Raw genomic sequence first — 13,832 nt, forward strand, 5'->3', positions numbered from 1 at the left:
GCTGCGGCCTGCTCGCAATCGCCGTCGCCTGCCGGTGCGATATCACCGAAACAGCGCGACGAAGATCACGTAGAACCAGCCCAGGATGCCGTGGATGATCGCCCACAGGATGGAATGGTTGTTGGTGTAGGAGATCGCGATGGCGAGCGCCGAGCCGAAGCCGACGCCGTATTTCGCGCCCTCGACGCGGACGCCGTAAGAGCGATTGCCGTTCATGGTGATGCCTCCGTGAGTCGTTGACGGGCGCGAGCCTATGCGGTTGCCGCGATCCTGGCGACCGGCTTGATCCATGAGGCAATGTCGCCCTTGCGAGTTGACTGCCTCAACGCCTCCGACACATCGAATCGCGAAAACAACCCCATGCACAGTAGAGACAGCCTTGATAAGGCTCGTGTTTTCGGTTCTACCGAATAATGTTCTGATGCGTCGGGCAAAACAGTGGCATGATGCGATGGTGCCGCTCGTCCGCGAGGCGCTTTGATCGGAGTGCGCAGCACGGATGGAGCGCAAGCGTAATCCGGGATTTCATCCTTCCGAGACAAGACCCGGATTGCGCTTCGCTCCATCCGGGCTACGCTGCGCCGGCAGTCGAGATAACGGGACCACATGCCGGCAAAACCGAAACGAAAACTGAAGACCTACCAGACCTCGCTCGGCTTCTATGACCAGGCCATCGCCGCGCCTTCGATGAAGGCGGCGCTGGAGGCCTGGGGCGCCAGCTCCAACCTGTTCCATCAGGGCGCGGCGAAGGAGACTGACGATCCCGATATCGTCGCGGCGACCATGGCAAAGCCAGGCGTCGTGCTCAGGCGCCCCGTGGGATCGGACGGGCGGTTCACCGAGAGCGCCGAGCTGCCCACCGACCTCGTCGATGACGTTGCCAGGCCCAGACGCAAGGCCAAGAGCAAGACGCGATCGACGAAGGCTCCCTCCAAGGCCGCCAACAAATCATCCGGCAAGATCGACGCTCAGGCCGCCCGCAAGGCCGCTGCGGCATTCGAGAAGGAGGAGCGGCGGCGCGAGGCCGAGCGCCGCAAGGAGGAGGCCGCCCGTGCCAAAGAGCGCGCGCGCCGCGACAAGGCGGTCGCCATTGCCGAAGCGGCGCTGGACAAAGCGAGACGGGAGCACGATGCCAAGGCGGAGGAGATCGACGCCGAGCGGGCCGCACTGGATGAGCGCGCCGCGGCGGAGGAGGCGCGCTGGGACAAGCAGCGGGCGAAGCTGGAGCAGACCCTGCGCCGCGCGCGGGAGTAGGGCCTTGCTACGATCCAAGAGATCGCGAGAGCAATTCCTTTACCATGCCATCCAGTCCCGGCTGGGGCGGCTGCGGGTTAGGAGTTGCAGGAAAGTTCTGCGCTATCTTCGTCCCGATTTCGGCAGCGTTGGAAACGCTGCCGCAAGTTTTCGGGAGCTGTCATGAGCGATCATCGCGCCGCAGTCAGGCATCACACGTTGCGCACCGGCATGGTCGAATTCGACAACGGCACCGGCAGCATCGTCAGCGTGCCCTGCACGATCCGCGATGTCTCCGGCACCGGCGCGCGCGTGGCTCTGAACAGCTCGGCATGGGTGCCGGAGCAGTTTTCGCTGATCTTCTCGAACGGTCTGCGCAAGGGCTGCCGGCTCGCCTGGCGCAAGGAGCGGCTGATCGGCGGCGCGTTCGCGGACGGCTATGCGAGCGTGGACGAGCAGGTGGCCATGATGACCGCGGACGAGCAGACCCGGCATAGGCTGGGGATCGGCGCGCGCGTCAAGGCCGCACGCGAGACCCGCGGCTATACTGCGGCCCAGCTCGCCGAGCGCCTCAGCGTCACCCCCGCCTTCGTGTCGCAGGCAGAGCAGGGCGAGGCGGACATTCCGCTGTACCAGCTGATGCACATCGCCGATCTGCTAATGGTCAGTCTCGACGGGCTCGTGGCGGGGCCGGTGCCTGAGGATGTCGACGCGGGGTAGGGTTTCGCAAGCCTCCCGTAGCCCGGATGGAGCGAAGCGCAATCCGGGGTGTTGCCACCGGGTTCACTGGTCCCGGATTACGCTGCGCTCCATCCGGGCTACGCGCGCTGAAGCGCCCAAGCGCGCGCCTCGTCGCTGAGGAGCCCGCTCAAGGCGGGCGTCTCAAAGCATGGCCGCAGAAAAAGTCGCGCGAAATTTGCTTGCCTTGCCCCGAGTCCTTTTGCACTCTTGCCGCGAAGGAGACCACCGCATGACAAAAATGACCGCCGCCTGCGCGCTCGGAACTGCCCTGGTGCTGAGCAGCCTTGCAACATCAGGCGCGGAAGCGCGGACGCGGAAAGCCGTCGTCGTTCGAGCCCCACAAGAGCGGCTCATCGTCACGGCGCCGGTGCTGAGGCCGACGCCGTGGGATTACAATGTCGTTCCGCGCTATCGCTATCGCCCCGAGGACGACAAGGTCGATCCCTACGGCCCGCCGCTGGTGCCGTCCTATGTTCGCTATGAGGGATGGCGCTGGCCGTATTGGTGGTAGTGATAGACGCTTCGCAGTTCGCAGCTTCGTAGGGTGGCAAGGCGCACTTGCGCCGTGCCCACGTCTTCTCCTCGATCAGCCGAGACGTGGGCACGCTTCCGCCTTCGCTCTTCGAGCTACGGCGGACAAGTCGCTTTGCCCACCCTACGGCACTGCGCGTGCGGCGGCCCTCGATTCCGCCACGCTCGATCGGGGCCAGGCTCGTTCAGCAATTCGGACCGGTTCATTTGTGTTTGACAGGTCCGGAGCTTGAGAAAACGACATCTCCGATAAGTTGAAGTTTGATTGCGCGTCATCTCTGCGTGCAGAGGTGACGATTGGGAAAAAATGGCAAAGTGGGGGCTGTCAAGAGTACATCGAGGTAGAACGACACTTATCCCCGTAATAAACCCGATGCTGTTTGGGGTTCTGGGCGTATCGGGAGGATCAGTCGTGGCAAGTGTTGAACAATTGCACAGACGAGAGGGAGTGAACTTGGTCCAACTCGAAGCGGACATCACGTCGATCCGCTCGGGAAGCTCCATTACTTCAATTAATTTGCCTGATTACGTCGAGCACACCGCGGGCGTGTCGCGCGTCGGTGCGCTCAGTGCAGAGGCGGTCGTTCGCGACTATGAGTCCGCTGCAAAAGAGATCGAGGCCATGGGCACCGAGTTGATCGACGCCGCGCGAAAATGCGAGGCGCTGACGGCTCAGGTTCATGATGCGATCGCCTTCATGCGAGAAACGGCGGCGGGGTATCGTGAAGAGGGACGGAAGATCTTCCAACGCATCGAAGAATGCGCGCTGTTCACCGAAGACGTGCGCAAGACCTGCGAACAGGTCAAACGCAGAATGGCTGGAGTTTCATTTGGCCCATCTTCCGATGAGGAGCTTGCGCCGCAAGATCCCGAACTGACGGGGATCGCGGCCAAGGTGACGATGAGCGAGATACGGTAAGGCGAGTGGAGAGCATAGTAGCTTCGTAGGGTGGGCAAACGCGCACTTGCGCCGTGCCCACGTCTTCTCCTCGATCAGCCAAGACGTGGGCACGCTTCCGCCTTCGCTCTTCGAGCTACGGCGGACAAGTCGCTTTGCCCACCCTACGGCAGCTCGCTCACCAATCCGGATCGCCGTAATAAGGGTCGTAGGGCGGCGGCATCCACGGGCCTCGAGGCGGCGGCCTCGGCCGCCGTGGCGCGGCGTCTGGTACGTGCGCCCGGGCACGCGCAGCCGAATCGTTGTTCACACTGCGCGCGACCGGCTTGGCGGCTGCAGAGGCGGATGACGCCGGTGACGCGGTCAATTGCGTTTGCAGCGCCTGGACCTGTGCGGCGAGGCGCGCATTGTCCGCCGCATCCTTCTCTCGCGCTGTCTTGAGCTGTTGAATGGTGTCGGCCTGCTCGCGCAGGGTCTGCTCGCTCCGGCTTTTCAGTTGCTCGAGCTTGCCATTGATGCTCGCAAGCTCGCTCGTGATGGCCTTGAGCGATTGCGCCAGCTCCGATGACGACGCCTCAGGCGCCGCGGCGCCGGACCTTGGGGCGCTGTCCGTTTCCTTGGGCACTGGCGGCGCGGCCACCGGGCTCGGCTCATCCGCAGCAGCCAGCAGCACGACGGGCGGCTGCACCGGGTTTTCCGCCGCGGACGCCTGCGGGGGCGTGCTCGCGACCGGCGGAGCCCATCGCGCCATGATCGACTGGCCGATCGATTGGGCCTCATCGCGATATTGCGAAGCGACGGCGGCACCGAGCAGGCCGATCGCCAGCACGAGAATGACCAAGGCGCGCATCATGGCCGGATCGTTCTTCAAGCCGCGATCGCGACCCCCGGTATTCGGAACGTAGGGGCTCGGAACCCTGGCATCGGGTTTCGGCGCCTCGTCTCCGGGAGTGGCGGCTGCTGTCGGCGCGGCGCTTGCACGTGAGGCCCGCGGGCTCTCGCTCTCGCGTTCCATTCCGGAAACCAGTCGGTCCAACCGCGCCAGGTCCTGCTCCGCGCTCTTGATCCGGTCGTAGGCCTGCGCGAACCCGCTATCGGCGCGCGCCTCGTCCGGCTTGGGGGCGTCAGGCTTGCTGGTGTCAGGTTTGGGGTCGTTCGTGTCAGGCACCGATGCGCTCTCCATCCGGTCGGGCGTCAATGGGAGGCAGTCCGATCAAGAAGGATAGGTCTCGCCGCTATCCAACACAACGCGCGTGCAAAGGAAAAATTATGGCGGGACGGGAGCGGGGCTGTGCTCTTCAATGATCCTGGTCCGCCGCCAGCCGCGCAAACTGCCGTTTCATCGCATTGACCCTGCCGACATAGCCCGCGACGAGATGATCGCCGCAGCGTGTCCCCGCGATCATCACAAACTTGCGCCGCGCATAGGCCGCGGCGGGGCCCGCGCCGCAGAGATGGATGAAGGCGGCCAGATCCTGCTTCTGCTGCGCGCTCGGCTTCACATCGCCGGCGAGCGTGAGAACCATGGTTACTTGGCGGTCCAGATATACCGAAGCCAGCTCGATGGCGTGGCTCGGGATCGCGCGGACGTAGAGGAAGGGATACCCGCAGCCGGTTTGCGTGACCGCGTTGCCGCGGACACAGAACCGCGCGGCTTCCATGAAGGCCGGATCGGTCATCTGGAAGAGCCCGACGGCGCTGGAGGCGGGCTTGTAAATCGCCAGCGGATTAAGACTCCACCGCCAGCGCCAATAGGTGCGCGCCACCGGATTGCCCGAACTCTCGACCTGCGCCAGCGCGGCCAGCAATTCCGGCGTGATCGCAGCCGTGGAATAGGTGTGGAAGAGCGGCCCGTATCTCGCCCAGGTCTCGGCCGGCTCCTTGTCGAGGGCGTGACCGACGACGACGAAGAGTTCGGTTGGCTTGCGGAAGATCTGATAGGCGATGTTGAGGAGCGCGAGGGCTGCCAGAAGGATCAATACGCTGCCCGTGATCCGGACCGTCCGCGGCGCGCGCGCAAACTTCTTTCGCGCCCACTGGACGCTCCGCCGGACACTGCGCAGGCGGAGGAGGAGCTTGCTTTTCCTTGGCATGGGCGCTGTGGGCGTAAATCGCGGAGACAATGATGCATGGCGCCACCATCAAGACATGAAGACCATGCAGCTGGGATCACGTAGCATAGACAGAGCGCTCGGCCCCAGTGGCGGCGACTGCATGACCACGGGACAGGACGCCTAGGCCCATGAACTATCTCGATCTCATGGACAACCGACGCCCACCGGCGTCCGCCGACGCCATCCGCGCGCTGGAACAACATATCGGCGCGCCGCTGCCCGCGCCCTACAAGGCGCTGCTGGCGCAATCCGACGGCGGCGGCTTCGAGCCCTGCGGCGTCGAGCTGCCCTGGCGCAACGACCGCACCGTCCTGGATCTGCTGTTCACGACCCATCCGACCGACAGCTACGGCGTCATCGACAATTACGACATGTATCGGAGCATGAACCGAATCCCCCGCCTGAGCTGCCCCTTCGCGCCCGATCCCGGCGGCGACCTGTTCCTGCTGAGCCTCGAGCCGGACAGCTATGGCCAGGTGTTCTACTGGGAGCACGAGCGTGAGCCGCCGGACGGTGGCGAAGAGTTCGCCGATTTCGCGAATACGAACCAACTGGCGCCTGATCTTGAGAGCTTTATTCTCGGGTTGGGGGAGGCGTGAGTTCGGAGATTAGTCCGCAAAGATCAGACCCAAAGAGTTGAGTGCACTGTCACTGTAATTTGGTAGCCCGGATGGAGCGCAGCGCAATCCGGGATGTTGCCGCAGGGTATACCGCCCCGGATTTCGCTGCGCTCCATCCGGGCTACGCGCTCCATGTGCTAATTGCCGACAATCAATAGCGGCCGCCGCTGCCCTTTTGCTGCGTGATCCAGGCCGACAATGATTTCGGTGCCGCCTTCGCAGTCCGGCCCGGTGATGCCTTCGGATTGTCGCGGACGCCTTTCGCCAGACGGGTGCGCGGCGATTCCGTTGCGCCAGCGCCCTTCAAGCTAGCCGTCGATGCCTCTGCGGCTTCCTTCTCGAGGCGCAACTGTTTCAATCGCGCCATCTTGATGCGCTCCGCCTCGACTTCGGGTCGCTCGGCCAGCAGCGGCTTGGATTGAGCAAGCTCGGCCGGGACCAGGACGCCGAGAATGGTTGTCTCGCCGAGCGCCTTGCAGGCCTCTAACCGATGCAGTCCCTCGACCAGAACGAGGCGGTCTCCGTCGAGCCTGATGGAAATGGGCTCCTGTTGTCCGATCTCCATAATACTTTCCGCGACCTCCGCGACGGTCTCGGGCTTGATGGACTTCTTCTGTTTCGTGGGAACGAAGATCTTCTCGATCGGGAAGCTTTCCGGTTTGGGCATAACTCGACTCCGCTTCTACCGGGCCCGTCGGAACCCATGCCGGTGAGGTCGGGAGTTTAAGGGCGAAGGGCTCGGCCGGAAAGAGTGTCGATGGGAATTGGAGTGCAGATCGGCAGCACGGAGAGTGTGAATTTAGTGCACCGCAATTCCCGCAAGTTCTGGCCTAGCGGGCTCGTGTATTGCGAGCTTGCCGGAACGTTCCGGGATGCTACAACCCTGAAGTTGTGTTTTGGGGTTGGGGAATGGAAACGTTCAGTGAAATTCTAGCTAGGATTGGCGTATCTGGACGTACTGGCCGGATGATTTTTTTTGGTCTTGCGATAAGCGCGTTTGGTGCGTTTCTTCTCTGGGAGATTGCAAATATCCTGAATGCAGCTGGCGTAGGCTCCGTTCCTGATTGGCTAGTCGGTTACTACTTGGTGGGTCCTAAATTGTTTGCCGCAGTGCTTCCGCTTGTGGCGGCGGTTGTGGCCTTTGGAACCGTCATGGTGACGATTTTTGGCTTGCAAAGGGAATCGAGAGACTATGCCCGGAAGATATCCCGTCGGCAGACCTTTCCATCTACAATCTCTGACGCAGATGAAGAGGGAAACGCAGATCACCTTCGTACTACAATACGAGATTTGAGGGTAGAGGTTGCGGCCGGGAAGGAGACCCCACCTGACATAGATGTCTCAAGTCCTGAAAAAATATTTCAGGTTGCGCGTCAGAGATTGCTGGACGAGGCGGTGCGGCTAGACTCCATTAGTCGTAGAAATTTGATGATTGGAATACTATTCAGCGCGATCGCACTTGGGGTACTTGCTTGGCCTTTAATCGCGGCATCTTTCCAGCAGGCCATCGAGTTAAAGGACTTTAGTGTCCTCGCTTGGGCATCCCAATACTATCTCCCTCGATTTGCTGTGGGAATTCTGCTTCAATTTGTTGGCTTCTTCTTTCTTCGATTGTACGTGGCCAACGAGTTGGATCTCAAGCACAACAAGAACGAGATAACTAATTTCGAAATGAAGATGATCGGAGTTCAGCTAGCTCAGAGCTTTGGCGATGCACCATCAAAGAAAGAAATTGTAAGATCGCTGGCGGCCACTGAACGCAATTTCCTGATTAAGAAGAACGAGAAGACGATCTCCACCGAAGCGATAACTGAATACAATGATCTGAAGGGGTTGCTTGAGAAGATCGTCAACAAACTTCCCGGGAAAGAAAAGTAGGGAGCAAGTAGCCCATAGGATTGATCCCTTGCGAAACCCATCGCCTTTTGCCGAACGAGCAGTGATGGGTATCGCTTCGCTCCACCCATCCTACGAGCTAGGGGCTAGTCTTGATGTGGTTCAGGGCTGGAGTAGATTCAGGAAAGTTTATCGTCAGATTATCCAGCTTTGATTCCAGCAGTTTTTGTTGTTCGATCTCAGACCGCATTTCATTTATCTTTTCAGGGTCCTTATCAACCAACAATTCAACCTGCTGCTGACTTTCTAAGCTCACAAAGATGCGAGCGCCTTTAGTTATATCGGCTACAATCTCCACAGACTGTTTTGTAATTTCGACTTTCAACTCGCTGGCCCGTTCCTGTGGGACTTTGTGCTGAATCTGTGCGATCGCGTCACTGACGGCTTCTTCAACTGAGCTTTTGATTCTGGAATTGATCCCTTTTTCCATCTCAGTGAAGTCAATCGATTCCAATTTGGACCCTCGTAGTTCTCGGATTGCTTTGTATAGGCTGATATGTTTCTCGGCGACCTCGAGAAAGAGTTTGTAGAATTTCAGAATTGCGTAGGCGGTGGTTCCAAGAACAGCAAACGAGATTATTGGTCGCTTGTGGATAGATAGACCAGTTCGGCATTCTCTCGAGTGCCAGTTGCTAGCTCCGTCACGCTTTTGAAGAAGTTGGAGAAGTTTGATAGACGCTGCTCAAAGATGCCGAGTTCGTTCCGAAATATTGTGCGAGGTAGCTTTAAATCGAGCGCGACTTTCTGTTCCGGCACTTCGTGCTTTTCGACACCAAGCCTACTATTGAATTGTAAGAACCCATTGATCTGGGCAAGTACGCTATTTGCCTCAGATAGGTACATGTTGATTTCAGCCGAAGAAATGCCTGCTTCTTTGCGACCCGGAAATCCGCCGATGATGAGATTGGCGATGGTTGAGGGTAATATCGAGGAGATCTCGCTGTTCGAAAGGACCTTCAACGTATCTAGTGGATAGGTCCGAAATACGTTCTCCTCCAAGATAGCTTGAGCTCTTGTCTTTAGCTCATTAACTGCTTGGTTGTATTGTTGCGGGTTCATATTTGGGCGGGATGCAGAGACCTGCGAGGCCCGTTGCAAAAGCTCCGTCAATTGGAACCTTTGGTATTCTCTCGCTAAGTCTTGGGCTATTGCTACTAAGCGACTTGCGATCATGGGGAGTATTTCAGATTTGGGGAATGTTAGAGCCTAATCTAGTGGCTACTCGCATCAGTTGTAAACAAAGAGGGCGGCCTTTCGGCCGCCCTCTGTGGATACCCAGAGCGAGGCTCGGGCATGTAATTGGCTATAGCGTCGATCCGCCTCACGAACACCCCGTCGTGGACCCGCAAGTATCGCACTTCATACAAGTCCCATTCCGCACCAGCGTGAAGTTGCCGCACTCTGAGCACATCTCGCCTTCGTAGCCCTTGGCCTTGGCTTCGGCGCGACGCTCGGCCTTGGTGGGGACGAGGGTTTGGGCGGTGCTGCCGGCCTTGCTCCACTGCAGCGCCTCGAGCTTCTCCGTGGGCGAGAGGTCGTGGGCGGCTTCCTGCTTCAGGGCGACGGCGCCTTCGAGGGCGTCGCCGACGCGGGCGCTGGTGCCGTGCGCGGCGAGCGCGGTGACCTTGCTGCCGCCGGTGGGGGCGCCGTCATTGCCCGGCGCGATGGCGGCGGAGCCGCCGCGCATCACGACGAGGTTGTCGGTGCGGGAGCGGGTGAGGCCGCGCGAGACCAGCCGGGTCGCGTGGTGGCCGCCGTCCTCGTCCGGCTCCTTGCCTTCCTCGACGCCCTTGCCGAGCGCGTCGAAGCCGGTCTCGTTGGGATCGACATGGGCGAGATCGAAGCGCGACATGTAGCTCACCGCCAGCTCGCGGAAGACGTAGTCGAGGATCGAGGTCGCGTACTTGATGCTGTCGTTGCCCTGCACGGGGCCCGCCGGCTCGAAGCGGGTGAAGGTGAAGGCGTCGACATATTCGTCCAGCGGCACGCCGTATTGCAGGCCGAGCGACACCGCGATGGCGAAGTTGTTGATGAAGGAGCGGAGCGCCGCGCCTTCCTTGTGCATGTCGATGAAGATCTCGCCGAGACGGCCGTCGTCATATTCGCCGGTGCGCAAGTACACCTTGTGGCCGCCGACGACCGCCTTCTGGGTGTAGCCCTTGCGGCGATCCGGCATCTTCTCGCGCTCGCGCATCACGATGATGCGCTCGACCAGCTTCTCGACGATCTTCTCCGAGACCTGGGCGGTGCGCGCCGCCATCGGCTTCTCGTAGAGGCTCTCGACCGCATCGTCCTCGTCCTCATCGTCGCTGATGAGCTGCGAGTTCAGCGGCTGGGAGAGTTTCGAGCCGTCGCGATAGAGCGCGTTGGCTTTCAGCGCCAGCTTCCACGACAGCATGTAGGCGGACTTGCAGTCCTCTACAGTTGCGTCGTTCGGCATGTTGATGGTCTTGGAGATCGCACCCGAGATGAAGGGCTGGGCAGCGGCCATCATGCGGATGTGGCTCTCGACCGACAGATAGCGCTTGCCGATCTTGCCGCAGGGGTTGGCGCAGTCGAACACCGCATAGTGCTCGGCCTTGAGGTGCGGGGCACCTTCCACCGTCATGGCGCCGCAGATGTGGACGTTGGCCGCCTCGATCTCGCGCTTGGTGAAGCCCACGGCCTGGAGCAGGTCGAAGCCGGGGGCCGCGATCGCCTCGGCGCCGATGCCGAGCTGGTCGCGGATGAAATCCTCGCCAAAGGTCCACTTGTTGAAGGCGAACTTGATGTCGAAGGCGGTGGGCAGGGCCTTTTCGACCTTGGCGATGGCATCATCGGTGAAGCCTTTTGCCTTCAGCGTCGAGGCGTTGATGCCGGGGGCGTTGGAGAGCGAGCCGTGGCCGACGGCGTAGGCCTCGATCTCCGCGATATCAGCTTCGCGATAGCCGAGCGCGCGGAGCGCTGCGGGGACCGCGCGGTTGATGATCTTGAAGTAGCCGCCGCCGGCGAGCTTCTTGAACTTCACCAGCGCGAAGTCGGGCTCGATGCCGGTGGTGTCGCAATCCATCACGAGGCCGATCGTGCCGGTCGGCGCGATGACAGTGGTCTGGGCGTTGCGATAGCCGTGCTGCTCGCCGAGCTGAAGCGCCGCATCCCAGGCCGCCTTGGCATGGGTGACGAGGTCTTGTTGCGGGCAGGAGGCGTGGTCGAGCGGCACCGGGTTGACGCTGAGCGCCTCGTAACCGGAGGCCTCGCCGTGCGCGGCGCGGCGGTGGTTGCGGATGACGCGCAACATGTGCGCGGCGTTCTTCTTGTAGCCGGGGAAGGTGCCGAGCTCGGCCGCCATCTCCGCGGAGGTCTTGTAGGTGATGCCGGTCATCACAGCGGTGAGGGCACCGCAGAGCGCGCGGCCTTCCTTGCTGTCATAGGACAGGCCCATGGTCATCAGGAGGCCGCCGATATTGGCGTAGCCGAGGCCGAGCGTGCGGAACTCGTAGGAGAGCTCGGCGATGGCCTTGGACGGGAACTGCGCCATCATCACCGAGATTTCGAGCACGATGGTCCAGAGCTGGCAGAGGTGCTCATAACCCCTGACGTCGAACTGCTTGGTCTCGGTGTTGTAGAACGTCAGCAGGTTCGCGGAGGCGAGGTTGCACGCCGTGTCGTCCAGGAACATGTATTCCGAGCACGGATTGGAGGCGCGGATGTCGCCCGACGACTTGCAGGTGTGCCAGTCGTTCATGGTGGTGTTGAAGTGCAGGCCCGGGTCGGCCGAGGCCCAGGCGGCGTAGCCGATCTTCTCCCAGAGGTCGCGCGCCTTCAGCGTCTTCGTCACCTTCTTGGAGGTGCGGGCGTTCAGATTCCAGTCGCCATCGGTTTCCACGGCGCGCAGGAAATCGTCCTTCAGCGAAACCGAGTTGTTGGAGTTCTGGCCGGAAACCGTGAGATAGGCTTCGCTATCCCAGTCGGTGTCGTAGGTGTCGAACTGGATGTCCTTGTAGCCCTGTTTTGCAAATTGGATGACGCGCTTGATGTAGTTATCGGGCACCAGCGAGCGACGGGCCAGCTTGATTTCGCGGCGGAGGGCAGGGTTCTTCTCGGGGTCGAAGCAGTCGTCGCCCGAGCCTTCGCAGTTGACGCAGGCCTTGAGCACCAGCTTGAGGTGCTTCTGGTTGATCTTGGATCCCGTGACGAGGGCCGCGACCTTCTGCTCCTCCTTCACCTTCCAGTCGATATAGGTCTCGATGTCGGGGTGGTCGACGTCGACCACGACCATCTTGGCGGCGCGGCGGGTGGTGCCGCCCGACTTGATCGCGCCGGCGGCGCGGTCGCCGATCTTGAGGAAGCTCATCAGGCCGGATGAGCGGCCGCCGCCGGAGAGCTTTTCGCCTTCACCGCGCAGGCGCGAGAAGTTGGAGCCGGTGCCGGAGCCGTATTTGAACAGGCGGGCTTCGCGGACCCAGAGGTCCATGATGCCGCCCTCGTTGACGAGGTCGTCACCGACGCCCTGGATGAAGCAGGCGTGCGGCTGCGGATGCTCGTAGGAGGATTTCGAGCGGGTCAGCTTGCCGGTGAAGGGGTCGACGTAATAGTGGCCCTGGCCGGGGCCGTCGATGCCATAGGCCCAGTGCAGACCGGTGTTGAACCATTGCGGCGAGTTCGGCGCGACCATCTGCATGGCGAGCATGTAGCGGAGCTCGTCGTAGAACGCCTGGGCGTCCTCGTCGGTCGAGAAGTACTTGCCCTTCCAGCCCCAATAGGTCCAGCAGCCGGCGAGGCGGTCGAACACCTGCTTTGCTGAGAGCTCGCTGACATAGCGCTCCTTCTCGGGCAGCGCGGCGAGTGCGTCAGTATCGGGCACGGAGCGCCACAGGAAGGAGGGGACGGATTCCTCCTCGACCTTCTTGAGGCGCGCGGCGACGCCGGCTTTGCGGAAATACTTCTGGGCGAGCACGTCGGAGGCGACCTGCGACCACTCGGTCGGGACCTCGACGCCATCAAGTTTAAACACGACCGAGCCGTCGGGATTCCTGATCTCCGACGTGGTCTGGCGGAAATCGATTCCCGCGTAAGGTGACTGTCCTGCCGTGGTGTGGCGCCGCTCAATCCGCATCGTCTTGCCCCGTCCTTAAGTTTTGACCGGTCCCGCCTCCGTTCAGGCGTGCCGCTCGACATTTCGTTTCGCGGCGCTGTCAGCCATTCGGCCTTTGGCACCGCAGTTCAGCCGGTGGATCCGGCTCTTGTTCTCCCGACGCGATGCTCGATGCGCGCACCGATCATCCGCCGGCATGTCCAGACACATCCGCCCCCAAGGGGATGAGCCCGACATGCGTTCAACGCCCCACAACGTCACTTCTACCGATGCCATTCGAGCCTGTTGCCGGCCCGTTCTGGCGCCCGAAAAGTCCGCCTTTCGCGGGCAGACAAGCCCTCATCCGCTGCCTTTGGCTGGCTTGGCGGAGTTGAGATTTGCGAGACCCTTTGGGGGAGTGCCGGCGGGACGCAAACTCACTCGCGCCGAACGGACCGAAAGCTAGGACTCTCCGTTGCGCCCGTCAAGAACTAGTGCGAGTTCCTGAATCAAATACTAAATATGGTGGATTGCGGGGGATAACAGGGGGCAAGCCCGCGCCTGTTGTGGAGGCAAGTATCAGTGAGTCCTCAGAGATTCCCAACCGAAAAAATTTGCATCCCGTGGTGCTGCGGATGCTTCATCCCGCTGTTCACAGGGCAGGTATATTTTTGAGCGATGGGATTGCGTCAGCGGGACTCACGTAGCCCTACGGAAGGTGAGGGCAGGCATGCCCGCCGAGGTGG

Annotated in this window: 13 protein-coding genes; 6 read left to right on the plus strand and 7 right to left on the minus strand. The window is 61.2% G+C overall.

Annotated elements, in window-relative coordinates:
• Window positions 1-42: 42 nt before the first annotated feature.
• Entirely contained in the window at window positions 43-216 is a 174-nt protein-coding gene (locus tag GGD65_RS00550) for a hypothetical protein (RefSeq protein ID WP_177237474.1), read from the minus strand.
• Window positions 217-606: 390 nt separating this feature from the next.
• Between GGD65_RS00550 and GGD65_RS00555 the strand changes: the two genes are divergently transcribed.
• The 4 genes from GGD65_RS00555 to GGD65_RS00570 all read left to right on the plus strand — a co-directional run bounded on the left by GGD65_RS00555 (window position 607) and on the right by GGD65_RS00570 (window position 3,424).
• Entirely contained in the window at window positions 607-1,254 is a 648-nt protein-coding gene (locus GGD65_RS00555; RefSeq protein ID WP_183234131.1) for a cell envelope biogenesis protein TolA, read from the plus strand.
• A 162-nt stretch (window positions 1,255-1,416) separates the two neighbouring features.
• A complete protein-coding gene (locus tag GGD65_RS00560; RefSeq protein ID WP_183234132.1) occupies window positions 1,417-1,953 on the plus strand; it encodes a helix-turn-helix domain-containing protein in 537 nt (178 codons plus the stop codon).
• A gap of 250 nt (window positions 1,954-2,203) precedes the next feature.
• Window positions 2,204-2,485: a hypothetical protein gene (locus GGD65_RS00565; RefSeq protein ID WP_018322975.1), complete on the plus strand. Its 282-nt coding sequence runs from the start codon at window positions 2,204-2,206 to the stop codon at window positions 2,483-2,485.
• 393 nt (window positions 2,486-2,878) lie between these two features.
• Entirely contained in the window at window positions 2,879-3,424 is a 546-nt protein-coding gene (locus GGD65_RS00570; RefSeq protein ID WP_018322976.1) for a hypothetical protein, read from the plus strand.
• Between the two features lie 157 nt (window positions 3,425-3,581).
• Here GGD65_RS00570 and GGD65_RS00575 read toward each other — a convergent pair whose 3' ends face one another.
• Both GGD65_RS00575 and GGD65_RS00580 read right to left on the minus strand, forming a co-directional pair.
• Window positions 3,582-4,586, minus strand: a complete 1,005-nt coding sequence (locus GGD65_RS00575) for a hypothetical protein (RefSeq protein WP_183234908.1) — start codon at window positions 4,584-4,586, stop codon at window positions 3,582-3,584.
• A gap of 115 nt (window positions 4,587-4,701) precedes the next feature.
• Complete coding sequence (locus GGD65_RS00580) at window positions 4,702-5,496, minus strand: transglycosylase SLT domain-containing protein (RefSeq protein WP_183234133.1); 795 nt, start codon at window positions 5,494-5,496, stop codon at window positions 4,702-4,704.
• A 149-nt stretch (window positions 5,497-5,645) separates the two neighbouring features.
• On the opposite strand from GGD65_RS00580, the gene GGD65_RS00585 reads away from it, so the two are divergent.
• A complete protein-coding gene (locus GGD65_RS00585; RefSeq protein WP_092262023.1) occupies window positions 5,646-6,116 on the plus strand; it encodes an SMI1/KNR4 family protein in 471 nt (156 codons plus the stop codon).
• A gap of 172 nt (window positions 6,117-6,288) precedes the next feature.
• Here the strand turns inward: GGD65_RS00585 and GGD65_RS00590 are convergent, their stop codons facing one another.
• Window positions 6,289-6,804, minus strand: a complete 516-nt coding sequence (locus tag GGD65_RS00590) for a ParB N-terminal domain-containing protein (RefSeq protein WP_183234134.1) — start codon at window positions 6,802-6,804, stop codon at window positions 6,289-6,291.
• Between the two features lie 242 nt (window positions 6,805-7,046).
• Here GGD65_RS00590 and GGD65_RS00595 point away from each other — a divergent pair, with 242 nt between their 5' ends.
• Window positions 7,047-8,015 carry a hypothetical protein gene (locus GGD65_RS00595; RefSeq protein ID WP_183234135.1) on the plus strand — a complete coding sequence of 323 codons (969 nt, stop codon included), beginning with the start codon at window positions 7,047-7,049 and terminating at the stop codon, window positions 8,013-8,015.
• 97 nt (window positions 8,016-8,112) lie between these two features.
• Here GGD65_RS00595 and GGD65_RS00600 read toward each other — a convergent pair whose 3' ends face one another.
• From GGD65_RS00600 to GGD65_RS00610, 3 genes are all read right to left on the minus strand, one after another.
• Window positions 8,113-8,487 carry a hypothetical protein gene (locus tag GGD65_RS00600; protein WP_183234136.1) on the minus strand — a complete coding sequence of 125 codons (375 nt, stop codon included), beginning with the start codon at window positions 8,485-8,487 and terminating at the stop codon, window positions 8,113-8,115.
• 122 nt (window positions 8,488-8,609) lie between these two features.
• Entirely contained in the window at window positions 8,610-9,206 is a 597-nt protein-coding gene (locus GGD65_RS00605) for a hypothetical protein (RefSeq protein ID WP_183234137.1), read from the minus strand.
• A 148-nt stretch (window positions 9,207-9,354) separates the two neighbouring features.
• A complete protein-coding gene (locus GGD65_RS00610; protein WP_183234138.1) occupies window positions 9,355-13,128 on the minus strand; it encodes a vitamin B12-dependent ribonucleotide reductase in 3,774 nt (1,257 codons plus the stop codon).
• Window positions 13,129-13,832 lie beyond the last annotated feature (704 nt).

Origin of the sequence: Bradyrhizobium sp. CIR18 (genome assembly GCF_014198295.1) — a bacterium.
In the GTDB taxonomy this organism is placed as follows: Bacteria; Pseudomonadota; Alphaproteobacteria; order Rhizobiales; family Xanthobacteraceae; genus Bradyrhizobium.